The sequence below is a fragment of the Mycobacterium cajalii genome, from assembly GCF_045809005.2.
GTDB lineage: Bacteria > Actinomycetota > Actinomycetes > Mycobacteriales > Mycobacteriaceae > Mycobacterium.
On record NZ_CM141436.1, the window covers coordinates 1,758,815 to 1,780,184 of the forward strand.

Annotated in this window: 22 protein-coding genes; 8 read left to right on the forward strand and 14 right to left on the reverse strand. The window is 72.8% G+C overall.

All coding sequences use genetic code 11. From position 1 onward, the window contains the following. The first annotated feature begins 7 nt into the window (after positions 1 to 7). The 3 genes from ACJ512_RS08450 (at position 8) to ACJ512_RS08460 (ending at position 2,932) form a co-directional block, all read left to right on the forward strand. The gene (locus tag ACJ512_RS08450) at positions 8 to 970 is read left to right on the forward strand and encodes a class I SAM-dependent methyltransferase (RefSeq protein WP_407688225.1); all 963 of its coding nucleotides are present in this window, start codon (positions 8 to 10) and stop codon (positions 968 to 970) included. Beyond that, on the forward strand, positions 928 to 2,169 hold the full coding sequence (locus ACJ512_RS08455) for a class I SAM-dependent methyltransferase (RefSeq protein ID WP_407688234.1): 1,242 nt from the start codon (positions 928 to 930) through the stop codon (positions 2,167 to 2,169). Before ACJ512_RS08450 ends, ACJ512_RS08455 begins: the two co-directional genes overlap by 43 nt. A gap of 70 nt (positions 2,170 to 2,239) precedes the next feature. Continuing rightward, a complete protein-coding gene (locus tag ACJ512_RS08460; protein WP_407688226.1) occupies positions 2,240 to 2,932 on the forward strand; it encodes an esterase in 693 nt (230 codons plus the stop codon). A gap of 3 nt (positions 2,933 to 2,935) precedes the next feature. Here ACJ512_RS08460 and ACJ512_RS08465 read toward each other — a convergent pair whose 3' ends face one another. Beyond that, positions 2,936 to 4,249 (reverse strand): outer membrane protein assembly factor BamB family protein, encoded by a 1,314-nt coding sequence (locus ACJ512_RS08465; protein ID WP_461480028.1) that lies wholly within the window; start codon positions 4,247 to 4,249, stop codon positions 2,936 to 2,938. A gap of 144 nt (positions 4,250 to 4,393) precedes the next feature. Here ACJ512_RS08465 and ACJ512_RS08470 point away from each other — a divergent pair, with 144 nt between their 5' ends. After that, positions 4,394 to 5,131 carry an acetyltransferase gene (locus ACJ512_RS08470; protein WP_407688228.1) on the forward strand — a complete coding sequence of 246 codons (738 nt, stop codon included), beginning with the start codon at positions 4,394 to 4,396 and terminating at the stop codon, positions 5,129 to 5,131. 20 nt (positions 5,132 to 5,151) lie between these two features. On the opposite strand, the gene ACJ512_RS08475 is transcribed toward ACJ512_RS08470, so the two are convergent. The 3 genes from ACJ512_RS08475 to ACJ512_RS08485 are packed head-to-tail and all read right to left on the reverse strand — an operon-like array spanning position 5,152 to position 9,098. Next, the gene (locus ACJ512_RS08475) at positions 5,152 to 6,486 is read right to left on the reverse strand and encodes a cryptochrome/photolyase family protein (protein ID WP_407688229.1); all 1,335 of its coding nucleotides are present in this window, start codon (positions 6,484 to 6,486) and stop codon (positions 5,152 to 5,154) included. Positions 6,487 to 6,501: 15 nt separating this feature from the next. Then, on the reverse strand, positions 6,502 to 6,981 hold the full coding sequence (locus tag ACJ512_RS08480) for a TspO/MBR family protein (protein ID WP_407688230.1): 480 nt from the start codon (positions 6,979 to 6,981) through the stop codon (positions 6,502 to 6,504). Further along, positions 6,978 to 9,098, reverse strand: coding sequence for an MMPL family transporter (locus tag ACJ512_RS08485; protein ID WP_461480029.1), 2,121 nt, complete (start codon positions 9,096 to 9,098; stop codon positions 6,978 to 6,980). The genes ACJ512_RS08480 and ACJ512_RS08485 overlap by 4 nt, the downstream gene beginning before the upstream one ends. Before the next feature lie 46 nt (positions 9,099 to 9,144). Between ACJ512_RS08485 and ACJ512_RS08490 the strand changes: the two genes are divergently transcribed. Genes ACJ512_RS08490 through ACJ512_RS08500 form a run of 3 tightly spaced genes read left to right on the forward strand, consistent with a single transcriptional unit; the run spans position 9,145 to position 12,007 of the window. After that, positions 9,145 to 9,654: a MarR family winged helix-turn-helix transcriptional regulator gene (locus ACJ512_RS08490; RefSeq protein ID WP_407687436.1), complete on the forward strand. Its 510-nt coding sequence runs from the start codon at positions 9,145 to 9,147 to the stop codon at positions 9,652 to 9,654. Continuing rightward, on the forward strand, positions 9,651 to 10,694 hold the full coding sequence (gene fni, locus ACJ512_RS08495; protein ID WP_407687437.1) for a type 2 isopentenyl-diphosphate Delta-isomerase: 1,044 nt from the start codon (positions 9,651 to 9,653) through the stop codon (positions 10,692 to 10,694). Before ACJ512_RS08490 ends, fni begins: the two co-directional genes overlap by 4 nt. A gap of 14 nt (positions 10,695 to 10,708) precedes the next feature. Continuing rightward, positions 10,709 to 12,007 (forward strand): glycosyltransferase, encoded by a 1,299-nt coding sequence (locus ACJ512_RS08500; protein WP_407687438.1) that lies wholly within the window; start codon positions 10,709 to 10,711, stop codon positions 12,005 to 12,007. Here the strand turns inward: ACJ512_RS08500 and ACJ512_RS08505 are convergent. From ACJ512_RS08505 to ACJ512_RS08550, 10 genes are read right to left on the reverse strand one after another with little or no spacing between them, the layout of a single operon-like run. Further along, a complete protein-coding gene (locus tag ACJ512_RS08505) occupies positions 11,948 to 12,514 on the reverse strand; it encodes a MarR family winged helix-turn-helix transcriptional regulator (protein WP_407687439.1) in 567 nt (188 codons plus the stop codon). The genes ACJ512_RS08500 and ACJ512_RS08505 overlap by 60 nt on opposite strands. Positions 12,515 to 12,568: 54 nt before the next feature. After that, a complete protein-coding gene (locus ACJ512_RS08510; RefSeq protein WP_407687440.1) occupies positions 12,569 to 12,973 on the reverse strand; it encodes a DUF2784 domain-containing protein in 405 nt (134 codons plus the stop codon). Next, positions 12,970 to 13,914: a DUF5914 domain-containing protein gene (locus tag ACJ512_RS08515; RefSeq protein ID WP_407687468.1), complete on the reverse strand. Its 945-nt coding sequence runs from the start codon at positions 13,912 to 13,914 to the stop codon at positions 12,970 to 12,972. Before ACJ512_RS08515 ends, ACJ512_RS08510 begins: the two co-directional genes overlap by 4 nt. Before the next feature lie 50 nt (positions 13,915 to 13,964). Beyond that, entirely contained in the window at positions 13,965 to 15,485 is a 1,521-nt protein-coding gene (locus tag ACJ512_RS08520) for a hydroxysqualene dehydroxylase (protein ID WP_407687441.1), read from the reverse strand. Further along, a complete protein-coding gene (locus ACJ512_RS08525; protein WP_407687442.1) occupies positions 15,482 to 16,225 on the reverse strand; it encodes a class I SAM-dependent methyltransferase in 744 nt (247 codons plus the stop codon). The genes ACJ512_RS08520 and ACJ512_RS08525 overlap by 4 nt, the downstream gene beginning before the upstream one ends. Continuing rightward, positions 16,212 to 16,523, reverse strand: coding sequence for a lycopene cyclase domain-containing protein (locus tag ACJ512_RS08530; RefSeq protein ID WP_407687443.1), 312 nt, complete (start codon positions 16,521 to 16,523; stop codon positions 16,212 to 16,214). The genes ACJ512_RS08525 and ACJ512_RS08530 overlap by 14 nt, the downstream gene beginning before the upstream one ends. Continuing rightward, the gene (locus ACJ512_RS08535; RefSeq protein WP_407687444.1) at positions 16,520 to 16,843 is read right to left on the reverse strand and encodes a lycopene cyclase domain-containing protein; all 324 of its coding nucleotides are present in this window, start codon (positions 16,841 to 16,843) and stop codon (positions 16,520 to 16,522) included. The genes ACJ512_RS08530 and ACJ512_RS08535 overlap by 4 nt, the downstream gene beginning before the upstream one ends. Next, positions 16,840 to 17,793, reverse strand: a complete 954-nt coding sequence (locus ACJ512_RS08540) for a phytoene/squalene synthase family protein (RefSeq protein ID WP_407687445.1) — start codon at positions 17,791 to 17,793, stop codon at positions 16,840 to 16,842. The genes ACJ512_RS08535 and ACJ512_RS08540 overlap by 4 nt, the downstream gene beginning before the upstream one ends. Next, on the reverse strand, positions 17,790 to 19,313 hold the full coding sequence (crtI, locus tag ACJ512_RS08545; RefSeq protein ID WP_407687446.1) for a phytoene desaturase family protein: 1,524 nt from the start codon (positions 19,311 to 19,313) through the stop codon (positions 17,790 to 17,792). The genes ACJ512_RS08540 and crtI overlap by 4 nt, the downstream gene beginning before the upstream one ends. A gap of 13 nt (positions 19,314 to 19,326) precedes the next feature. Continuing rightward, positions 19,327 to 20,454: a polyprenyl synthetase family protein gene (locus ACJ512_RS08550; protein ID WP_407687469.1), complete on the reverse strand. Its 1,128-nt coding sequence runs from the start codon at positions 20,452 to 20,454 to the stop codon at positions 19,327 to 19,329. 305 nt (positions 20,455 to 20,759) lie between these two features. On the opposite strand from ACJ512_RS08550, the gene ACJ512_RS08555 reads away from it, so the two are divergent. Then, the gene (locus tag ACJ512_RS08555; protein ID WP_407687447.1) at positions 20,760 to 21,323 is read left to right on the forward strand and encodes a phosphodiesterase; all 564 of its coding nucleotides are present in this window, start codon (positions 20,760 to 20,762) and stop codon (positions 21,321 to 21,323) included. The last annotated feature ends 47 nt before the right edge of the window (positions 21,324 to 21,370 follow it).

Here is a 21,370-nt window from a genome sequence, read left to right on the forward strand (position 1 = left end):
TGCCCTGATGAGCAGTTCGACCGACGCCGCCCGTGTCACCGCCGAGCAGGTGGAGGCCGCCCGGCACGACAGCAAACTCGCCCAGGTGCTCTACCACGACTGGGAAGCCGAAACCTACGACGAGAAATGGTCGATCTCCTACGACCAGCGCTGCGTCGACTACGCCCGCGGCCGGTTCGACGCCATCGTGCCCGACGAGGTCCAACGGGAGCTGCCCTACGACCGCGCCCTCGAATTGGGTTGCGGCACAGGTTTTTTCCTGCTCAACCTGATCCAGTCCGGGGTGGCCCGCCGGGGCTCGGTCACCGACCTGTCGCCCGGCATGGTCAAGGTCGCCACCCGCAACGGGCAGGCGCTGGGCCTGGACATCGACGGCCGGGTCGCCGACGCCGAGGGCATCCCCTACGACGACGACACGTTCGACCTGGTGGTCGGGCACGCCGTGCTGCACCACATCCCCGACGTGGAGCTCTCGCTGCGGGAGGTGTTGCGGGTGCTGCGGCCGGGCGGCCGGTTCGTGTTCGCCGGTGAGCCGACCAGCGCCGGCGACGTCTACGCGCGCACCCTGTCCACGCTGACCTGGCGGGCCGCCACCACCGTGACCAAATTGCCGGGTCTGGGTGGCTGGCGGCGGCCGCAGGCCGAGCTCGACGAGTCCTCGCGCGTCGCGGCGCTGGAGGCCATCGTCGACCTGCACACGTTCACGCCGGAGCAGCTGGAGCGCATGGCCGTCAACGCCGGCGCGGTCGCGGTGCGGACCGCCAGCGAGGAGTTCACCGCCGCGATGCTGGGCTGGCCGATCCGCACTTTCGAGGCGTCGGTGCCGCCCGGGCGCCTGGGCTGGGGCTGGGCGCGTTTCGCGTTCACCAGCTGGAAGGCGTTGAGCTGGGTGGACGCCGGCGTGTTGCGGCACGTGGTGCCGAAGGCCTGGTTCTACAACGTGATGATCACCGGGGTCAAACCCTCCTGAGCCACCTCGCCTTCGGCGCCGACGACGTCAGCTACCTGGCCTCGCCCCCGGGCGCCTCGGCGCTGGCAGCGGTCGCCGAGCTCGAGCTGACCGACGCCAGCCGCATCGCCGACATCGCCGCGGTGCGAGCCCGGTTCGGCGACCGGGCCGCGGTGCTGGTGGAGACGACGCTGTTGCGCCGGCGCGCCGCGGACAAGCTCGGGCCGTTGGGCCCGCAGGTGTCGCAGTGGCTGTTCACCGACGAGGCGCTGCAGCAGGCGACCGCGGCGGCGGTGGCCCTGCACCGGGCCGCGCGCCTGGCCCGGGCCGGGTTACCGGTGCACGACGCGACCTGTTCGGTCGGCACCGAACTGGCGGCGCTGCACCGCTCGGGCGTGCGGGCGCTCGGCAGCGACATCGACCCGGTGCGGATCGCGATGGCCCGCCACAACGTGGGAGCCACGACCGTGCTCTGCCGTGCCGACGCGCTGCACCCGGTGACCCGGGACACGGTCGTCCTCGTCGACCCGGCGCGCCGCGACGGCGGCCGCCGGCGGCTGCGCCCCGAGGACTACCGGCCCGCGCTGGACCGGCTGATCGACACCTACCGCGGGCGGCACCTCGTCGTGAAGTGCGGTCCGGGAATGGATTTCGATGCGCTGCGACGCCGCGGGTTCGACGGCGAGATCGAGGTGACGTCGTACCGGGGTTCGGTCCGGGAGGCGTGCCTGTGGTCGGCCGGGCTGGCCGGAGCGGGTGTGCGCCGCCGCGCGAGCATCCTCGACGGGGCCGGGCCGGGCGAACAGGTCACCGACGCCGAGCCCGACGACTGCGGTGTGCGGCCGCCGGGGCGATGGATCGTCGACCCCGACGGCGCGGTGGTGCGGGCCGGGCTGGTGCGCCACTACGGCACCCGACACGGCCTGTGGCAACTCGACCCCGACATCGCCTACCTGTCCGGGGACCGGCTGCCGCCGGGGGTGCGGGGCTTCGAGGTGCTCGACGAGGTGGCGTTCGACGAGCGCCGCCTGCGCCAGGTGCTGGCAGCGCGGGATTGCGGGGCCCTGGAGATCCTGGTCCGCGGGGTGCGCGTGGACCCCGACGCGCTGCGGCGGCGGCTGCGGCTGCGCGGCGGCCTGCCGCTGTCGGTGGTCATCACCCGGATCGGCGCCGGGGCCGCGGGGCGGGCGACGGCGTTCGTCTGCCGCCCGTCGCGCTGACGCCAGGTACGCTGACGGCGGTCATTCTTCCAGGCGCCCCGCCTGTTCAGTCTGCGAGGACAATTCGACGATGCGTCATCTGATCGTGGCCGCGGTGCTGGCACCCGCGGTGCTGCTGGGCTGGCCGGTCCCGTCATCGGCCTCCGCCGCGCCGTCGGCATGCGCCGGCCTGGGCGGCGCCGTGGAGGCCGCCCAGATGTGCCGGGTGCACGTCACGACGCCGACCTACATGCTCGACCTGACGTTTCCGGTGGACTACCCCGACCAGCAGGCGCTGACCGACTACCTCACCAGGAACCGCGACGGGTTCGTCAACGTGGCGCAGAGTTCGGGCTCGCGTGACCAGCCCTACCAGCTGGAGGCCACCAGCGAACAACACAGTTCCGGCCAGCCGCCGCACGGCACCCGCAGCGTGGTGCTCAAGTTCTTCGAGGACCTCGGCGCGCACCCGTCCAACTGGTACAAGGCCTTCAACTACAACCTGGGCACCAAAAAGCCCATCACCTTCGACACCCTGTTCGCGCCCGGCGCCGCACCGCTGGACGCCATCTTCCCGATCGTGCAGCGCGACCTGGAACGCCAGAGTCCCTTCGGGGTGACCATCCTGCCCTCGACCGGGACGGACCCCTCGCACTACCAGAACTTCGCCATCACCGACGACGCGCTGATCTTCTACTTCGCGCCGGGTGAGATGCTGCCGCCGTTCTCCGGCCCCGTGCAGGCCCAGGTGCCGCGCAACGCCATCCCGCCGCTGGCGCTGTAGCTGCTAGGCCGGCGCGAAGCCGTACACCTGGCCGTCGCTGGTGGCGGCCACCACCCGGCGGTCCTTGCCGACCGCGACCCCGACCGGGTATCCGGTGGCGGCGGGCAGCGGATAGCTGTTCGTGGTGCGGCCGTTGCCGGGATCGAACACGAGCAGCGACATGCCGGGCGCCTCGCCCTGCGGCGGGCCGGCGACCACGGTGTACCCGACGCCGCCGCCGGCCAGGCTCGACGACGACAGGGGGGTGACGTCGTCGCGGCGCCAGACCTGCTCGGCGTGGTCACCGGCGTCGGTGAAGGCGGCCAGCCGGGTGTCGGGGCCCCCGCCGGACACGATCAGCCCCTGCGGGGTCACCGCGGGTGGCGTCTGCGCCAGGAACCCCAGCGGCACCGACCACTTCGCCTTCCCGTCGGCGGTGCTCAGAGCCCACAACCGCTCGTCGCGCCCGTTGACGTAGGCCGTCGAGCCGTCGGCGGACAGCACCGGGCTGGCGATGACGCCGCCGCCCACCGCGTCGCTCGTCCAGTCGCGGGAGAGCTGCCCGGCGCGGAACTTCAGGCCGACGAGCTGCGCGGCCGGCGCGTCCGGCTGCCAGACGCCGAGCACGATCGTTCCGTTGGCCGGCGCGAAGGCGGGGGCCGCCGCGACCGGGCAGCCCGGCCGGGCCGGCGCGCAGTCCGCCAGGCCGCGCGTCGCGTCGGTCGGGTCGACGCCGTCCACCAGGTCCAGCGGGCTGCCGACCACCTCGCCGCGGTGGGCGTCGAACACCAGCACCTGTCCGAGGTGGGTGACGACCAGCAGGTGGCCGTGCCCCAGGAAGCGCGGGGTGGTCGGCATCCCGATCACCGGCTTGCGCCACCGCGTCCACTGCGTCACCGGGAAGGAGACGATGGCGCCCGGCTGGCCGACGTAGAGGTTGTCGAAGCCGTCGAACAACGGGCCCGCGAAGCCGCCGCCCTGGACGAGCCGCACGCACCAGCGCTGCCGGCCGTGGTCGTCGTTCTGCCACTCCATCAGCGAGCAGCCGGCCGGCGTCTGCGCGTTCAGCGCGAGGTAGCTGCGTGCGCTGAGCGCCGGACCGGCCGCCAACGAGCCCTTGACCGCACGCGTCCACTGCAACGACAGCTTGGTGGCCCCGCTCGTGGTGGTGTAGCTGCTGTTGGCGGCGTCGCCGTACTGGGCGGGCCAGCCCAGCGCCGGTGCCGCGTCGACCCACGAGTCGGTGTTGCCGCATCCGCCCAGCCCCACCGAGACGACGGCCGCCAGCACGACAGCCGGCCAGCGCCTAAGCCCAGGCAGGACATGTCGGGCAAGCACCTCGGTTTCCCAGATCCTTCCGCAACGGCGTGTGGCACGGGCAGCGAACGAGTACAGGTGAGGGTAACCCGCGCCGTCGCGCGGGTGCCGGATTGCCCGGCTCCTCGGCCCGCCGATTCCGGTGCCCGGCTATGCTGTCCGGCCATGACGTCCATGTGGGGTGCCCCGGTCCATCGCCGCTGGCGTGGATCGCGGCTGCGTGACCCCCGCCAGGCCAAGTTCCTCACGCTGGCCTCCCTGCGGTGGGTGCTGGCCAACCGCGCCTACTCCCCGTGGTACCTGGTGCGCTACTGGCGGCTGCTCAAGTTCAAGCTGGCCAACCCGCACATCATCACCCGCGGCATGGTGTTTCTCGGCAAGGGCGTCGAGATCCACGCGACACCGGAGTTGGCGCAGCTCGAGATCGGCCGCTGGGTGCACATCGGGGACAAGAACACCATCCGCGCCCACGAGGGCTCGCTGCGGTTCGGCGACAAGGTGGTGCTGGGCCGCGACAACGTCATCAACTGCTACCTGGACATCGAGATCGGCGATTCGGTGCTCATGGCCGACTGGTGCTACGTCTGCGACTTCGACCACCGCATGGACGACATCAACGTCCCGATCAAGGACCAGGGCATCATCAAGTCCCCGGTCCGCATCGGCCCGGACACCTGGGTGGGGGTGAAGGTGACGGTGCTGCGCGGCACCGCCGTCGGGCGGGGCTGCGTGCTCGGCTCGCACGCGGTGGTCCGGGGCGTGGTCCCCGACTTCTCGATCGCGGTCGGCGCGCCGGCCAAGGTGGTCAAGAACCGGCAGCTGTCGTGGGAGAGTTCGGCCGCCCAGCGCGCCGAACTGGCCGCGGCGCTGGCCGACATCGAACGCAAGAAGGCGGCCCGCTGAGGCGTCCCTCGCGGCCGCGCTCAGCCGATGTCGCGGTAGCGGCGCAGCGCCTCGGCGCGCTCGGTGCCGTGGTCGACGATCGGCTCCGGATACCCTTGGGGCCGTTCGCCTTTGCGTAGGTGCGCGTGGTCCGCGCCGGCCAGTTCGGGGACCCAGCGCCGGATGTAGTCGCCCTCGGGGTCGAACTTCTCGCCCTGCTTGTCGGGGTTGAACACCCGGAAGTACGGAGCGGCGTCGGTGCCGCACCCCGCGGCCCACTGCCAGCCGTGCTGGTTGTTGGCCATGTCCCCGTCGACGAGCTGTTCCAGGAACCATTCGGCGCCCCACTGCCAGGGCAGGTGCAGGTCCTTCACCAGGAACGACGCGACGACCATCCGCAGCCGGTTGTGCATGAAGCCGGTCTCGCGCAGCTGGCGCATCCCGGCGTCGACGAACGGAAACCCGGTCTCGCCCGCTTTCCACGACTCGAAGCGGCGTTTCGCCGCGACCCCGCTGTCCGTCCGGATGCCGTCGAACTCGCCGTTCCAGTTGCGCCAGGCGCTGGCCGGCCACTGGTACAGCACGTCGGCGTAGAAATCGCGGAATGCCAACTCCCGCAGGTATGCCTGCGCTCCGCTGCCCCGAAGGTCGAGGTCGGCGGCCAGGGTGCGCGGATGGATGGTGCCGAACTTCAGGTGTGCCGACATCCGGCTGGTGCCGTTGAGGTCGGGCCGGTTGCGGTCCTGCGCGTAACGCCGCAGCCCGTCCGCGACGAACGCCTCCCACTCCACCAGGGCCGCGCGCTCCCCGGCGGCGAGGTCGAGCGCGTCACCCGGGTCGGGGATTTCGCACTGCTCGACGCGCAGCGGCGCCGGATCGATCCAGCGCGCCGGGCCGGCGCCGGAACGGGCGGGTCCCCGCCAACCGACGTCGCGCCACCGATGGAAGAACGGCGTGAAAACCCGGTATGGGCTGCCGTCGGGCTTGGTGACCCGCCCTGGCGACACCAGGTAGGGCGAGCCCGTGGCCACCAACGGCACCGGGTCCAGGGCCGCGCGTACCCGCTCGTCGCGGCGCCGCCCGAACGGTGCGAAGTCCTCCGAGATGTGCACCGCCGTCGCGCCGATTTCCCCGGCGATCCGGGGGATCCGTTCCTGGGGCCGGCCGCGGGTCACCAGCAACCGGCCGTCCAGGTCCTCGCGCAGCCGGCGCAGCGAGTCGCCCAGGAACTGCAGGCGGCGCCGCCCCGACGACGCCTCCAGTCGCGGATCGAGCACGAAACAGGCGAGCACCTCGTCGCCGTCGGCCGCCGCGGCGGCCAGCGCCGGGTGGTCACGCAGTCGCAGGTCGCGGCGAAACCATAAAAGTGTCGGCATCTTTCGGCGCGCCGCTCAGCGGTTGAGCCGCCAGATGTGGGTGGCCAGCACGGTGGCGAAGGTGCACCACAGCGGGTAGGGCGCCAGCGCCAGCCCGGCCCGGGGGTCGGCCTGCGCGGCGCGCCGAGCCAGGTCGGCGCTGCTGGCCGCCAGCACCGCGGCGCCCACGGCCGAGGCGCCGAGTTTGTGGTACCGGAAGAACAGCCAGCTCCAGCCGGCGTTGAGCGTCAGGTTGACGCCGAGCGCGGCGGCGTAGGCGCGCGCCTCCTCGTGCTGTCCGGCCGCGCGGAACCGGTCGATCACCCTCGCGGACGTGGTCGCGATGTCGGCGTAGAGGGTGGTCCAGACCACCGGGAACGCGACCCCGGGCGGCTGGTAGCGCGGCTTGCGCAGCCGCGAGTACCAGGCGGGTACCCGGTTCGGGCTGGCGACGCTCCCCGTGCCGGCGGCGGCGGCGACGGCCAGCGAGGTGCCGGCCAGTATCGACTTGTTCATGCTGTGCTCCGTTCTTGTTGGGGTTCAACGCTTTCGGTACGGACGGGAGAGGCGGGCCACCAGATGCGCGGGCCGGCGAGGGCGAACAGCGCGGGGATGACCAGGGTGCGCACGACGAACGTGTCGAGCAGGATTCCCAGGCCGACGATGATGCCCAGCTGGGTCAGCACGATCAACGGCAACACCCCCAGCACGCTGAAGACCGCCGCCAGAACGATTCCCGCGCTGGTGATCACGCCACCGGTGGCCGCCACGGCGCGGACCATGCCTTCGCGCGCGTCGTGCCGCGCGGCCTCCTCGCGGGCGCGGGTGACCAGGAAGATGGTGTAGTCGACGCCCAGGGCGGCCAGGAACAGGAACGCGAACAGCGGCGTGCTGTTGTCCAGCGCCGGGAATCCGAAGACGTGGCTGCTGGACCAGCCGCCGGCGCCGAGCGCGGCCAGGGCGCCCAGGATCGTCGCGCCCAGCAGGATCGGCGGTGCGAGCGCCGAGTGCAGCAACAGGTACAGGACCGCCAGGATCACGGCCAGGATCGCCGGGACGAGCACCCGGCGGTCGCGGGTGGCGGCGTCGCGAACATCGAGGGCCTGCGCGTCGGCTCCGCCCACCAGCGCGCCTGGGGCGGCATCCTTGGTCGAATGCCGGAGCGCCGCAACGGTTTCGAAGGCACGCTCGGACGACGGCGGAGCGTCGGTCACCACCGACCACTCGGTCAGCCCCGAGGGTGACCGGCCCGACTCGGTCGCCGAGACGACCCCGGGGGTCGAGTCGATGGCGCGCTGCACCCGCGGCGCCCGCGCGGTTTGCGCGACGACCAGCGTCGGGTTGACCAGGCCGGCCGGGAAGTGCGCGGCCACGACGTCGTACCCGGCCACCGAGTCCGCCCGGACCCGGAACTGCTCGGTCTGGGACAACCCGATCCGGGTGCCCAGCAGGCCGGTGGCCAGGGCCGCCAGCACCGTGATCGCGACCGCGGCGACCACGGCGGGGCGCCGGTCGACCCACTGCGCCACCCGCAGCCAGGGTCCCGACTCGCGGGCGTGGCCCGCCGGCTGCGGAACGAAGGGCCAGAACAGTCGCCGTCCGCACAGCGCGAGCACCGGCGGCAGCACCACGAGCACGGAGACCGCGGCGACGAGCAGGCCGCACGCTGCCAGCGCCCCCAGGCTGCGGGTGCTGGGGGTGGACGCGCACAGCAGTGTCAGCAACGCCAGCACCACCGTGGCGTTGCTGGCCACGATGGCCGGCCCGGCCCGGCGCACCGCGCGCCGCAGTGCTTCCCGGTGATCCGGGTGCGCGCTCTGGCGCCGGAGTTCCTGGCGGTAACGCGAAATCAGCAACAGCGCGTAGTTGGTGCCCGCCCCGAACACCAGCACGCTGGTGATCCCCGCGGTGGAGCCGTCGAAGCTGAGCCCGGTCAGCCTCGCCACCGCGGTGCCCACCGCCGTGGCGACCCGGTCGGCGAATCCGATCACCAGCAGCGGGGCCAGCCACAGCACCGGCGACCGGTAGGTGGCGACCAGCAGCAAGGCGACCACCGCCGCGGTCACCGCCAGCAGGGTGACGTTGGCGTCGGTGAATGCGTTGGCGATGTCGGCGCCGAACGCCGGCCCCCCGGTGACATGGGCCCGCAGGCCGGCCGGCAGGCCGTCGCGCGCGGCGGCGCGTGCGGCGGCGACCTGTTTGTCCAAATCGACGCCCGACAGGTCGGCGCTCACGGGCGCCACCGCGAGGGCGGCCCTGCCGTCGGCCGACACCATCGGCGGCGCGGCCGCGGCTGGCGCGCCGGGCCCGGTGGCCGCCCGCATCCGGGAGCCGGCCGCCCGGGCCGCCGAGACGTCGGCGGCGTCCAGCGGTGCGCCGTCGGCGCGGGTGACGACGAGGATCAGCGGAACCCGGTCGCCGCCGGGGAACTGGCGGGCCAGGGCGGCGAGTTGCGCGGAGTCGGAGGCGGCCGGCACCGACTGCGGCGCCTGGCCGGCCGCGGCGTTGCCGCCGACGAGCACCAGCACGCCGACGCCCAGCAGCACCGCGGCCGATCCGGGCAGCCACGATCGCCGGCGCGTCACGGCCGCCGCCACTGCGTCCCAACCCAGGAGCTTCACTAACTTAAACATTAACCCACTTAACAACTAGGCGTGGTCGCGGTACGCTGGAATCCTGATGAACCCGGATCGGAGTGCCCAGGAGCGGATGGGACTCGAAGCGCTGATCGCGTCCGACGCGCGCGCCCTCGCGGCCGAATCCGACCAGTTGGGGCGGGTTTTCGCGGCCGCCCACCACGTGCACCCCAGCGATTTCCGCGCCCTGGTGCACATACTGGTGGCCGAGAGCGAGGGCGCTCCGCTGACCTCGGGCGACCTGCGGCACAAGATGGGTCTTTCCGCCGCGGCCATCACCTACCTCGTCGAGCGGATGATCAACTCGGGTCACCTGCGGCGCGAATCCGACCCCGCCGACCGGCGCAAGGTCATCCTGCGGTACTCCGCCGAGCACCGCGACATCGCCGAGGCCTTCTTCACCCCGCTGGCCGCGCATACCTACGCCGCCATGGCTGACCTGCCCGACGACGACCTGATCGCCGGGCACCGGGTGCTGACCGCGCTTATCATGGCGATGCGAAGGTTCCTCGACGACCTGGAGGTCGCGCGCGCCGGCCTGGGCGTCACATGAGGACGGATCGGGGCGAGATGACCACGCGCAAGCGCCGCCACATCGACGTGTGCCTCGACGGCGACGTCGAATACCGGGGCGTCACGACCGGGTTGGAGCGTTACCGCCTGCCCTACAACGCGCTGACCCAGACCAATCTCGACGACATCGACCTTTCCACCGAGTTCCTCGGCGCGCCGTTGCGGGCGCCCGTGTTCGTCGGCGCCATGACCGGCGGCGCCGAGCTGTCTGCAACCATCAACCGTAATCTGGCCGCCGCCGCACAGCGACTCGGCATCGGCATGATGCTCGGCTCGCAGCGCGTGATGCTCGACAGCGTGTTGGGCGAGACCGCCGCCTCCAGCTTCGCCGTGCGCGACGTGGCACCCGACGTGCTGTTGTTCGGCAACATCGGCCTGGCCCAGCTGACCAAGGACGCGGTGCCCGACATCGTCCGGGCCCTGGATCGTGTCGGAGCCAATGCGCTTGCGGTGCATACCAATCCGCTTCAGGAGGCCGTCCAGTGGGGCGGCGACACCGATTTCTCCGGGTCGCTCGACCGCCTGCACGACCTGAGCGACCTGCTGGGCTATCCGGTGCTGCTCAAGGAGGTCGGTCACGGACTCGGCGGCGCGGCGGTCGCCGATCTGCTGCGGCTTTCGGGTACACCGCCGGTGGCCGCCATCGACGTGGCCGGCGCCGGCGGCACGTCGTGGTCGCGCGTCGAGCAGCTGGTCCGCTACGGCGAACTGCGCTACCCGGACCTGGCCGACTGGGGCATCCCCACCGCGCAGGCGATCCGGGAGGTGCGCGCCGCGCTGCCGGACATCCCGCTGGTGGCATCGGGGGGTATCCGCAGCGGCATGGACGCGGCCAAGTCGCTGATCCTGGGTGCCGACGTGGTGGCGGTCGCGCGCCCGCTGCTACCCGCGGCCATCGAGTCCGCGGACGCGGCGACGGCGTGGCTGCAGCGGTTCCTCGACGAGCTGCGGGTGTGCCTGCACGGCTGCGGCGCACCGGATCTGCGGGCCCTGCGCTCCGTCGGCCTGACGGACATCTGACGGCGGGAGCGCGCATGGCGGTGATTCTGGCGTACGGGTCCCCCGCACTGGGGCACCTGTACCCGATGGTCGCCCTGCTGCGGGAGCTGGCCGGCCGCGGCCACGCGGTACACCTGCGCACCCTGGCCGCCGAAGTCGACGCCATGAGCGGGCTGGGCATCCACACCGAGGCGGTCGACCCCCGGATCGAGGCCATCACCGGGCGGGATTGGCTGGCGCACAACGCGTTGGACGTCCTGCGGGAAACGATCGACGTTCTGTGCCGGCGTGCAGCCATCGAGGTCGAGGACCTGCGCCGGGGGATCGAGGCGCTGCGGCCCGACGCGGTCATCGTCGACGCCAACTGCTGGGGGGCGATGTCGGTGGCCGAAGCCACCGGTGTTCCCTGGCTGGTGTTCTCGCCGTTCACCCCCTACCTGCGCTCGCGCGGCGCTCCGCCGTTCGGCCCCGGCCTGCGGCCGCTGCCCGGTGTCCTGGGCGCGGTCCGTGACGCGTCGATGCGCCCGTTCGTGACCCACCTCTTCGACCGCCGGGTGATGCCGCGGGTCAACGCAGTCCGCGCGGATCTCGGTGTGCCGGCGGTCGACTCGGTGGACGCGCTGATGCGCCGCGCCCCGCTGCTGCTGGCCGTCGGCGGCGAGCCCTTCGAGTATCCCCACCCCGACTGGGGCGACGTGGTGCACTTCGTGGGCGCCTGCGAGTTCGAACCCGCCCCGGTGGCCGTGCCGGACTGGATGGCCGCCATCGAGTGCCCGATCGTGCTGGTCACCACCTCATCGATCGCCCAGGCCGACGCCCGGCTCGGCCGTATCGCCCTGCAGGCGTTGGCCGGCGAGCCCGTCCACGTGGTCGCGACCTTTCCCGCCGGCGTGCCCCCCGCACTGCCGCAGCCGCCCAACGCCACCGTGTGCCGGTTCCTGAATCACGGTGTGGTCCTCGACCGCGCGGTCTGCGCGGTCACCCACGGGGGCATGGGCAGCACCGTCAAGGCCCTCAACCGCGGGGTCCCGGTCTGCGTGGTGCCCTTCGCCCGCGACCAGGCCGAGGTCGCGCGCCGCGTGCAGGTCGCCGGCGCCGGCGTCCGGCTGCCGGCGAAGCGGTTGACCGCCGACCGGCTGCGGGAGGCGGTGCGCACGACGATCGGCATGGCCGACGGCGCGCGCCGGGTGTCCGCGGGTTTCGCCGCGACCGGGGGAGTGGCACGCGGCGCGGACGTGATCGAACAGCGCCTGCTGCAAGGGGTTCCGCCGGGACTACCGGGGGCTGCCCTGCCGCCGCCGCGGGGTCGCAGCGTCTCGCCCGACGTCGGCTGACCGTCTCGTGGGCTCAGGGACGAGCTCGTCCTGGAAATGGGCCATCGCGTCGATCATCGCGGCGAAGACCCGGTGCGCGGCGCGCAGGTCGTCGTCGCTCAGGTCGGCCAGGGCGGAGGACAGATGCTTACCGAGGGGCATGAAGAACTCGCGCGCGAGCTCCATGCCGCCGTTCTCGTAGCGCAGCAGCCACTTGCGACGGTCCTCCGGGTCGGGTTCGCGCCGGATGTGACCCGATTCGATCATCCGGTCGACGAGGTAGGTGACCGCCGCGGGTGAGACGTCCATGCGCTGGCCCAGCTGCGCCAGCGTCAGGGGCTTTCCCGCGGTCTCGGAGACCATGATGTGCAGGAGGGCGTGAAAGTCGTTGCTGTTCACGTCGTTGGTCCGGGCGAAGTGGCGGCCAATCCGGTCGGACTGCGCGGTGATCGCCCGCATGTCGGCCGAAAGCTGCTTTTCCAGCTCGGTGCGGCCGGGCGGTGGGTCTTGTGCGCGGCGCTTGGTCACCTACCCGCATCCTTCATCAGGACTACCAGGGTATCGGCGCAGTCGTCCAAAGACCTAATGCGGGCCGCCGTGCGGCGGAAGTCGGCTGCCGGCGCCGCGCGGTCTCGCCGACGCCGCAGCCACGGCGATCCAGGAGGTGGCGGCCGCGGCGAAGGCCAGGGCCTGGGCGGTTTCGGTGCGGCCCGCCGGGTAGCACACGCCCGCGACGTAGCGGTCGATGAACCCGCCCTCGGGCAGCGGCGCCATCCCGGCCCGGTCCCGGGCCCACCGTTCCAGCCGCGTCAGCGGGCACGGCCAGCCGAGCGCCACGACGCCGGCGCCCCAGCAGACCGTTGCCAGGTGCAGCCAGCGGGTGCGCGGCCAGCGCAACGCCAGGAAGCCGCCGCTGGGCAGGTAGATCAGGTACCCGAGGTGTGCGCCGACGGTGGCGGCCACCACCGCGGCATGCGGGTTCTTCATCGAGCGCCCGTGCGCACCCGATAACGGCGTTCGGCGTAGGCCAGGTCGTCGCGCCACAGCCGGGCGGCGGCGTAGCGCATCAGCGGCGTGACCAGCGGGGCGGCGCGGCGCGCGGCCGCGAATCCGGGGCGTTGCGACGTCGCGACGGTGGCCTCGACCACGGCGACACCGGGACGCCCGTCCGGGCCGGGACCGGTTGGGGTGGCGTGGGTTTCGACGACGCTGCCGGTTCCCTCGCCCTCGACGATGCGCATCAGCACGGTGCGCGCCTCCGGGGTGGTGAACTCCGCGATCACCGGCACCCCGAACCGGCCCATCCGGAAGGTGACCGACACCAGGAAGCGGTCATCCTCCTCGGTCGGGGTGGTGAGCACCTCCAGCCGGGTGAACGAATAGGGGTGAAACCATGCGCCGTGCCACGGGTCGAGCCGGTTGGCGATGACGTCGCACGGTTCGCAGCTGCCGTCCAGGCGGGTGACGGCCGCCAGCGTGGCCCCGGCCGGTCTGGCCGGGATCACCGGCGCGTCCAGCGGCGCCTCGCCGCCGACGGCATCGAGCCGCACCCACGCCAGCACGCCGTCGTCGTGAGCGGGCAAAGGCCGCCAACCGAATTCGCAGCGCTCGCCGTCGAGGGCCAGGCCGTGCCAGCGGCAGAACAAGACACCGTCGCGCACGATCCCGGTGGCGAGGTCGGCCCCCAGGTGCGGGCAACCGGCGGGACCGACCCGCAGCAGGCCCCGGCGGTCGCGCCAGGCGACCAGTTCCAGCCCGGCGACACGCGCGCCCAGCGGCCAGCCGGCGCGCACGTCGCGGCTGGCCGCGAACACGAACCAGTTGCCGGTCGGCTTGCGCTTCGACCGGGCCAGCGCGGCGTCGATGACGTCCGGCCGGGCATCGCGGTAGGTCGGCTGCTGCTTCGTCCACGCCACCCGCGGAACCATCTGCAGCGGCCAGTCTTTGGGCCAGCGACCACGCAGGCGGTCGGCGGCGCTCACGGTCGGCGCTCCCGGCCGGTGGCCAGCCGGCGCAGCATCGCCGATCGCCCGCGGGTGGGAACGGTGCACAGCGGGTGACCGGCGAGCCCCCACCTGCCCAGCAGGTGGTTGGCGGCCAGCCAGCCCGAGGTGGCCGCGCGCTCCATGAGTGCCACCGGCAGGTCGACGCGGATGCCGTCACCGGCCAGCACCAGCCCCGGCTGCGGCGTGACCACCGCCGGACGGCATTGGTGGGTGCCCGGGGCGAACAGCGGGCAGTCGCTTCGCCGGAGCACGCGCTCGTGGCGCACCTGGGCCGCCGCGGTTTCCGGGTAGAGGGCGTGCAACTGCTCGAGGGCGCCGGCCGTGGACTCCGAGCGCGCGGCGTACGAGTGCAGTTCGACGACGGAGCCGCGATTGCGGCGGGCCCAGTCCGCGGCCTCGCGTTCGTAGCGCTCCAGCACGCTGATGTTGTCGAGCGGCTCGTGACCGGCGGTGCCGAGAAAGGCCGGGCGATCGGCGTCGACGGGCCGGTCCAGCCACAGCCGGTGCACCACGAACGGCGGCGCCGTGCGCAACCCGCCGACCCGGGAGCGCCACGGCTCGTCGCCGAGGCCCGGTGAGGCGTCCACGACGTGTCGCAGGCCGTGCACGTCCAGGGCCAGCACCACGGCGTCGGCGTGCAGTCGCTCGCCGGCCTCGGTGTGCACGTGAAAACCTTGGGCCGCAACGGGTTCCACGCGCGAGACCTGGTCGCCCAGGTGCACCCGGACACCCCGGTCGCCCAGGTGCGCGGCCAGCGGATCCCACAGGGCCGCATCGAAGTTCGCGTTGGCCACGTCGAAGATCAGGCCCTCGCTGGAGCCGAGGAAGTAGATGTGGAACATCGTCGCCAGCTCGGCGGCCGACAGCTGTGCCGGTTCGGCGAAGAAGCTGCGCGAGAACACCTCGAACGCGAGGTGCCGCGCCGACTCGGGGAAGTTGATGTCCTTGAGGAAGGTGTCGGCGTCGACGTGGTCGAGGCGCTGGTAGATCTCGGGCACCGACACCGCCGCCAGTGGCGCGGCGGCGCGCACGTCGAGGCGCGCCAGGTCGGTGAGCCGGAACGTCGGGCTGCGCAACGCGAACGCCAGCGCGTTCCACGGCGGGATCTGCGGCAGCCCGCGAAACGTGTCCCGCCGGCCGGCGCCGTCGATGAGGGGGTAGTCCTCGACGGGGGTGAGCATGCGCAGCTTCGGGTCGACGCGGCGCAGCAGGGCCCGCAGGTTGTAGTACTGGCGGAAGAAGGCGTGGAATCCGCGGTTCATCGGCAGCCCGGCGCCCTCGCCGTCGTGTTCGGTCCAGCCGCCGACCCGCCCGCCCAGGTACTCCTGGCGCTCGACGAGGTCCACGGCGACCCCCCGTTCGGCCAGTCCGGTGGCGGCCGTCAGCCCGGCGATGCCCGCGCCCACGACGACGGCGCGGGGCCGCGACGGCAGCCCGCTCGCTTCGGGCAGGCCGGGCCGGGCGGGATGGATCTGGCGGCGGCGGTCGGTCATCGCTTCGCCTCCTCCGGTGGCGCGTATCCCAGGAAGGTGTGCACGACGTCGCGTTCCCAGCCCGGCATGGTCTGGCTGCCGACGTCGGTGAGACCGGCCTCGAGCATCCGGCGGCGGAAGCGCGCCGCACCGTCGAAGGCCAGCACGCTGCGCCACAGGTGCCGGTACAGCGTGGTGTCGCGGGTCCGCCACCAGCCCGACGGGATGATGATGCCCCAGCACACCGCGTGCCAGATCCTGGTCGCGGCGCGCGAGTCGCGTACCGAGTACTCGTGCACCGCCAGGGTCCCGCCGGGGCGCAGCAGCGCCCGGAACGCCCGCAATTGGCCGTCCGGGTCGGCGAGATTGCGCAGCAGGTAGGCGGCCAGGATGCCGTCGAACGGCCCCCGGACCTCGTCGTGGGCGGCGAGGTCCTCGATGCGCGAGTGCACGAACCGCACCGACGGCGGCCACGGCTTGGCGCGCGCCGCCTCCAGCATGCCGCCGGCGGCGTCGACGGCGACGATCTCGGCCTCGGGGGCCACCGAGAGCAGCGCGGCGGTCGACGCGCCGGTGCCGCAACCCGCATCGAGCAGCCGTAAACCCTTGCCGCGTGCGGGAATTCGCATGCGTTCCGCCGACCGCCGCAGGTTGGCGTGGTAGCCCGGATTGGCGCCGACCAGCCGGTCGTAGGCGGCGGCGCCGACGTCGAACGCGCCGGGCACCTCAGCGCGCGGCAGCCCCGCCCTATCGACGCGCACGTCGGCCCTCCCACAGCATCAGCACCGCGGTGACCAGCGCGAAGCCGAACAGGAAATCCTCGACCGGGATGTCGAACGGGAACCGCACGCCGCTGGTCTGGCGCTGGTCGTAGATCACGATCGGTGCGTTGCGCTTGGTCAGCCAGCCGTCGACCGGCACCTGGAAGCCGAGCACGATCAGCATCGACAGCCAGTAGGCGGGCCGCCGGAAGAGCCCGGTGTGCAGCAGCCCGAACTCCAGCGCCACGACGAGGAACACGGCCGCCACGGCCGGCAGGGTGTAGCCCAGGCCGGTCATCGCCGCCTGGCCCGGTCGAGGATCGTGGTGACCGCGTTGTAGGTCAGTAACGCGCACAGCGGGATCACCACGAAGAACAGCGCCTCCTCCAGGGGCACCCGGAACGGGAGGTGGACGCCGCTGATGTAGCGCGGGTTGTACGTCCACACGCCGGCGGCGATCGCGACCGCGTCCCAGACCAGGAACACCGCGGCGACCGGGGCCACCGCGCGCACGACCCGCCGCGGCCGGCGGTAGACGCCGGCGCCGAAGAACTCCAGCGGCGCCGTGATCGCCAGGCACAGACCCAGCACGATCAGGTACTGCCAGCCCCCGCTCATGCCGCACCGGGCTTGCGGTGCTCGGGGTGGGCCAGCCGGGCGCGCCACGACCGCAGCAGCCCGCCGCCGGCGACCTGCAGCCGTCGCGTGGTGCCGACGGTGGCGCGCCGGCTGAACACCGAGAAATCACTGCCCTCAATGCAATCGAGTATCTCAGAGTAGAGCGTCAGTGCGGTGGCGACACAGGGCCGGGAACGCGGTTGCAGCAGCGCGATGCCGTCGGCGGCGAACCGGTAGATGTCGCGGGTGACGTCGTGCTGGGCCGCCAGCGCCGCACGGACCCGCGGGTCGGTGCGGTGGTGGTCGTGACACCACGTCAGCAGCTCACGGTCGACGCCGTGGGCGGCCAGTTCGTCGGCGGGCAGGTAGACCCGTCCGCGCCGCAGGTCCTCGTCGACGTCGCGCAGGAAGTTGGTGAGCTGGAAGGCACGGCCCAGCGCGGCCGCGTACGGGGCCGCCTCGTCGCTGGGAACCACCGTGCCGAGCACCGGAAGCATCTGCAGCCCAATGACTTCCGCAGAACCGCGCATGTACCGGTTCAGCGCGGCCCGGTCGGGATAGTCGGTGACGGACAGGTCCATCCGCATCGAGGCGAGAAAGTCCTCGAACAGGTCCGCGGAAATTCCGTAGCGGCGCACGGTGTCGTCGGCCGCGGCCAGCACGGGCTCCTCACGAAGGTCGCCGCCGGCGAAGAAACGATCGGAGAGCCGCTGCAGCCTTTCCGCGCGCGCGGCGACGTCCAGGGACGGGTCGAGATCGTCGAGGATGTCGTCGGCGTGGCGGGCGACGCCGTACAGCGCGTGTACCGCCGGGCGCTGGTCCGGGGCGAGCAGCCGGGTGGCCAGGAAGTAGGTGCGGCCGTGCTCGGCCGCGATCTGCCGGCACCGGCGGTACGCCGCACGCAACTCGGGATCGGTGATCCCCGCGGCGTCGAGTTCGGTGCGGATCATGGTTGCCGCGCTTTCAGGTCGAAACTTCTCGCCGGCCGCCCGGAGGCGCCGGTGATGCGGTCGGCGGCCAGCCGGCCCGAGATCAGCGTAGTGGGCACCCCCACGCCGGGCACCGTCGACGAGCCGGCGAGCACCGCGTTCTCGATGCCGCGCACGATGTTGGCCGGCCGGAACGGCCCGGTCTGGGCGAACGTGTGGGCCAGGGCGAAGGGGGTGCCGGCCGCCATGCCCTGGTGGGCCCAGTCCGCGGGGGTGTCGACGTGCAGCACCTCGGCGTCCGCGCGCAGGCCCGGCAGCAGCCTGTCCTGCACGATGTCGAGCAGGGTGTCCGCGTAGCGCTCGCCGGTGGCCGCCCAGTCGATGCCGCCGCGCGACAGGTTCGGTGCCGGCGCCAGCACGTAGAGCAGGTCGCGACCGTCGGGGGCCAGGGCCGGGTCGCTTGCCGTCGGCCGGGTGACCAGCAGCGAGGGGTCCGTCATGAGCCGGCCGTCGCGGATGATGTCGGTGAAGGTCTGCTCCCAGGCGCTGCCGAACAGGATGGTGTGGTGCGCCGTGGGCGGTGCGGTGGCGGCGCGGCAGCCGACGTGCAGCACCACCGCTGACGGCGCGGCGCGCAGCCCGAGCGGCCGGCGCGGCCGGCGGCCCAGCAGCGCGTAGGTCTGCGGCAGTTCGGTGGTCAGCACGGCCGCGTCGCAGGCGATGCGCTCGCCCTGCGCGGTGTGGACCGCGGTGATCCGGTCGCCGGTGCGGTCCAGCGCGGTGACGGCCGTGCCGTAGCGGAACCGCACCCCGGCGTCGGCGGCCGCCGCGGCCAGCGCGTCGGGCAGGGCCCGCACCCCGCCGCGGGGGAAGAACACCCCGGCGACCGTGTCCATGTAGGCGATCACCGCATAGACCGCCAGGGCCTGCTGCGGCGCGACGCCGGCGTAGAGCGACTGGAAGGTGAACACCCGCCGCAGGCGCGGATCGCTGATGTGGCGCTTGACCATCGTGTCCCAGCGGCGGAACCCGCCGATCGCCGCGAGCCGGGCCAGCCGGCCGTTGAGCAGCGACAGCGGGGAGTCGAAGTTCGCGGAGATGAAGCCGTCGAACTCGGTGCGGTACAGCCGGTCCAGCCAGTCCCGCAGCCGAAGGTAGCCCGCGGCCTGTTGCGGCCCGGCGAACTCCCGCACCGCGGCGGTCATGCGGTCGGCGTCGGTGTGCACGTCGATCGCACCGCCGTCGGCGAACATCGCCCGGTACGCCGGGTCCACCGGCCGCAGATCGAGCCGCTGCGAACGGTTTTCGCCGACGGCGGCGAAGACCTCGTCGATGATGTCGGGCATCGTGATCACCGTGGGCCCGGTGTCGATCCGGTAGCCGGCGACGTCGCGCCGCCCGGCCCGCCCGCCCGGCCACGGCTGCTGTTCGACGACCGTGACCTCGCGGCCGCGGCCGGCCAGGTGCAGCGCGGCGGACAGCCCGGCGAATCCGGCGCCGACGACCACGACGTGGTCGGTGCGCCCCCGTATCGTGCGCATCAGTGCGAGCCTCTCATGCCGCCCGCCGCGTGCACACACCGGCCATGTCGACCAGCGCGTCCCCGATTTCGCCGCCGATCCCGCTGCGGTCCAGGGCTTTCCGCGCCGCGGCGACACGCTCGGCGATCAGTTGCTCGATCCACTGCACCGCCCCGGTGGACAGGATCAGGGTGCGCCAGTGGTCGACGGCTGCCGCGTCGAGCCGGTCGTCGTCCATCAGCTCCCGGAACTGCCGGCGCGTCGACGCGTCGGCCAGCTGGTGGGCGGCGACCACCACGCTGGTGGCCTTGCGTTCCAGCAGGTCCCCGCCGCTGGGTTTGCCCGTCACGGCGGGGCTCCCGAACACGCCGAGGATGTCGTCGCGCAGCTGGAACGCCTCGCCGACGGCGCAGCCGTAGTCGCCCAGTCCGCCGAGCAGCCGCTCGCCGCAGCCGGCCATCGCGGCGCCGATCTCCAGCGGGCGGCGCACCGTGTAGTTGCCGGACTTCAGCCGGGCCAGGGCCAGCACCGACTCCATCGTGGGCAGGTCGCGCACGTCGTTCGCCAGGTCGGCGAACTGGCCCACGGCCAGTTCGCTGCGCATGGCGTCGTAGCGCGGCCAGGCCCGCTGCAGCTGGTCGGGCGCCAGCCCGCTGTCGCGCAGCATCTGCTCGGCCCAGATCAGGCAGAGGTCGCCGAGCAGGACCGCGGCCGATTCCCCGAAGCGGCGCGACGAGCCGGACAGCCCGCGCCCGCGATGCCAGTCGGCGAACTGGACGTGCGCCGCGGGCCGGCCCCGCCGGGACGCCGAACCGTCCATCACGTCGTCCTGCAGCAGGGCGAACGCGTGCAACAACTCCAGGCTGCCGGTCGCCGACAGGGCCGCGTCGCTCGCCGGTGCGCCACACAGCCAGCCCAGGTACATGAACGTCGAGCGCAGGCATTTGCCGCCGTCGAGGAACTCCAGCAGGATCTCGCCGGCCACTTCGACGCCGGCCGAGCCCAGCGCCTCGTCGCACCGGTCGGCGACGAAGTCGGTCACCGCGGTGAGCACCGCACGCCGCAGCCAGGCCCGCCAGGAGTCCAACTGGGTGATGTCGGGTGTTGCGGCCGCGCCGCCGGCGGGAACCCCGCCGCACAACGGCCGTGGACAAGCACCCACGGCCCCCACCGAAGCACCTGCGGCAACGTCGGTCAGCCTCCGGCTCGAACGGCTCAGATTCACGCGATGTACCCCTTTGCCGAGAAATCAAACCACCGCGTGGCGGCGGACGTCATGGCGCGGACGTGGGCCGGCCGTCGTGTCATTCAGTTACTTAAACATTAATCTAATGAATTAGTCGGTGGTTCGCCAGAGGTCTTTTCCCGCGCTGCGGGGGCCGGCAGGACCCGGAGCGCCGTTTCGCGCAGACACCGCCGGGTAGCCCGTCCCACATATCTGACGCATGCAAGAGCCGGCCCGGTTCAATGGAACCTCTGCACGACCTTTGCCATCGCCTGGCGATCGGGTTCGCGTTGCTGGTCGCGATGCCCGACTTCGTCATGCTGGCCGTGCGGTTGCGGGCGTCGACGCCGTGGGACGTCCTGGCCGTCTCCTCGGGTTCGGGCGTGCTGGCCCGGGCGGTGGCGCTGCGGCCCGCCGCCACGTGGACCGGGCAGACCATGACCAGCCTCATGCCGTTCGGCTACCGGGGCAGGAACTGGTGGCTGCGGGCGCGGATCTGCAGCGACATCGACGGCCCGGGGCTGTCGCTGTCCGCCGTGCGGGAGCGGCTCGTGGCCGGCGGAATCGAGGTGGCGCTCGACCAAGCTTGTGGGCGAGGCGATCTCACGCCGCTGGCCCGGCTGAGGATGACCGGGCTGTTCGATCCGGCGCCGGGCGGGGACGTGTCGTTCGACCCGGTCATCAACCTCGCGCCCGGGCTGAGCCTGCGCCCGGCGTGGCTGGCCGGCCTGCGGGCCAGCGCGTACCGGCGCAGCCGGGAGGGCAGGGACGGCGAAGCGGTTCAGCCGGCGCGCCCGGACAGGTGACGCAGGGCCTGATCGAGGCCGGGCCGCGCCCTTTCGACCAGACGGGA

Coding starts and splice junctions, on each gene's coding strand:
- ACJ512_RS08530 (WP_407687443.1), bottom strand. CDS start 16,523: ATGACCGGCCTGGGCTACACCCTGCCGGCCGTGGCGGCCGTGTTCCTC.
- ACJ512_RS08475 (WP_407688229.1), bottom strand. CDS start 6,486: ATGCCGACACTTTTATGGTTTCGCCGCGACCTGCGACTGCGTGACCAC.
- ACJ512_RS08515 (WP_407687468.1), bottom strand. CDS start 13,914: ATGGTTCCGCGGGTGGCGTGGACGAAGCAGCAGCCGACCTACCGCGAT.
- fni (WP_407687437.1), top strand. CDS start 9,651: ATGAGGACGGATCGGGGCGAGATGACCACGCGCAAGCGCCGCCACATC.
- ACJ512_RS08555 (WP_407687447.1), top strand. CDS start 20,760: ATGGAACCTCTGCACGACCTTTGCCATCGCCTGGCGATCGGGTTCGCG.
- crtI (WP_407687446.1), bottom strand. CDS start 19,313: ATGCGCACGATACGGGGGCGCACCGACCACGTCGTGGTCGTCGGCGCC.
- ACJ512_RS08535 (WP_407687444.1), bottom strand. CDS start 16,843: ATGAGCGGGGGCTGGCAGTACCTGATCGTGCTGGGTCTGTGCCTGGCG.
- ACJ512_RS08500 (WP_407687438.1), top strand. CDS start 10,709: ATGGCGGTGATTCTGGCGTACGGGTCCCCCGCACTGGGGCACCTGTAC.
- ACJ512_RS08450 (WP_407688225.1), top strand. CDS start 8: ATGAGCAGTTCGACCGACGCCGCCCGTGTCACCGCCGAGCAGGTGGAG.
- ACJ512_RS08470 (WP_407688228.1), top strand. CDS start 4,394: ATGACGTCCATGTGGGGTGCCCCGGTCCATCGCCGCTGGCGTGGATCG.
- ACJ512_RS08485 (WP_461480029.1), bottom strand. CDS start 9,098: ATGTTTAAGTTAGTGAAGCTCCTGGGTTGGGACGCAGTGGCGGCGGCC.
- ACJ512_RS08490 (WP_407687436.1), top strand. CDS start 9,145: ATGAACCCGGATCGGAGTGCCCAGGAGCGGATGGGACTCGAAGCGCTG.
- ACJ512_RS08510 (WP_407687440.1), bottom strand. CDS start 12,973: ATGAAGAACCCGCATGCCGCGGTGGTGGCCGCCACCGTCGGCGCACAC.
- ACJ512_RS08520 (WP_407687441.1), bottom strand. CDS start 15,485: ATGACCGACCGCCGCCGCCAGATCCATCCCGCCCGGCCCGGCCTGCCC.
- ACJ512_RS08480 (WP_407688230.1), bottom strand. CDS start 6,981: ATGAACAAGTCGATACTGGCCGGCACCTCGCTGGCCGTCGCCGCCGCC.
- ACJ512_RS08460 (WP_407688226.1), top strand. CDS start 2,240: ATGCGTCATCTGATCGTGGCCGCGGTGCTGGCACCCGCGGTGCTGCTG.
- ACJ512_RS08540 (WP_407687445.1), bottom strand. CDS start 17,793: ATGATCCGCACCGAACTCGACGCCGCGGGGATCACCGATCCCGAGTTG.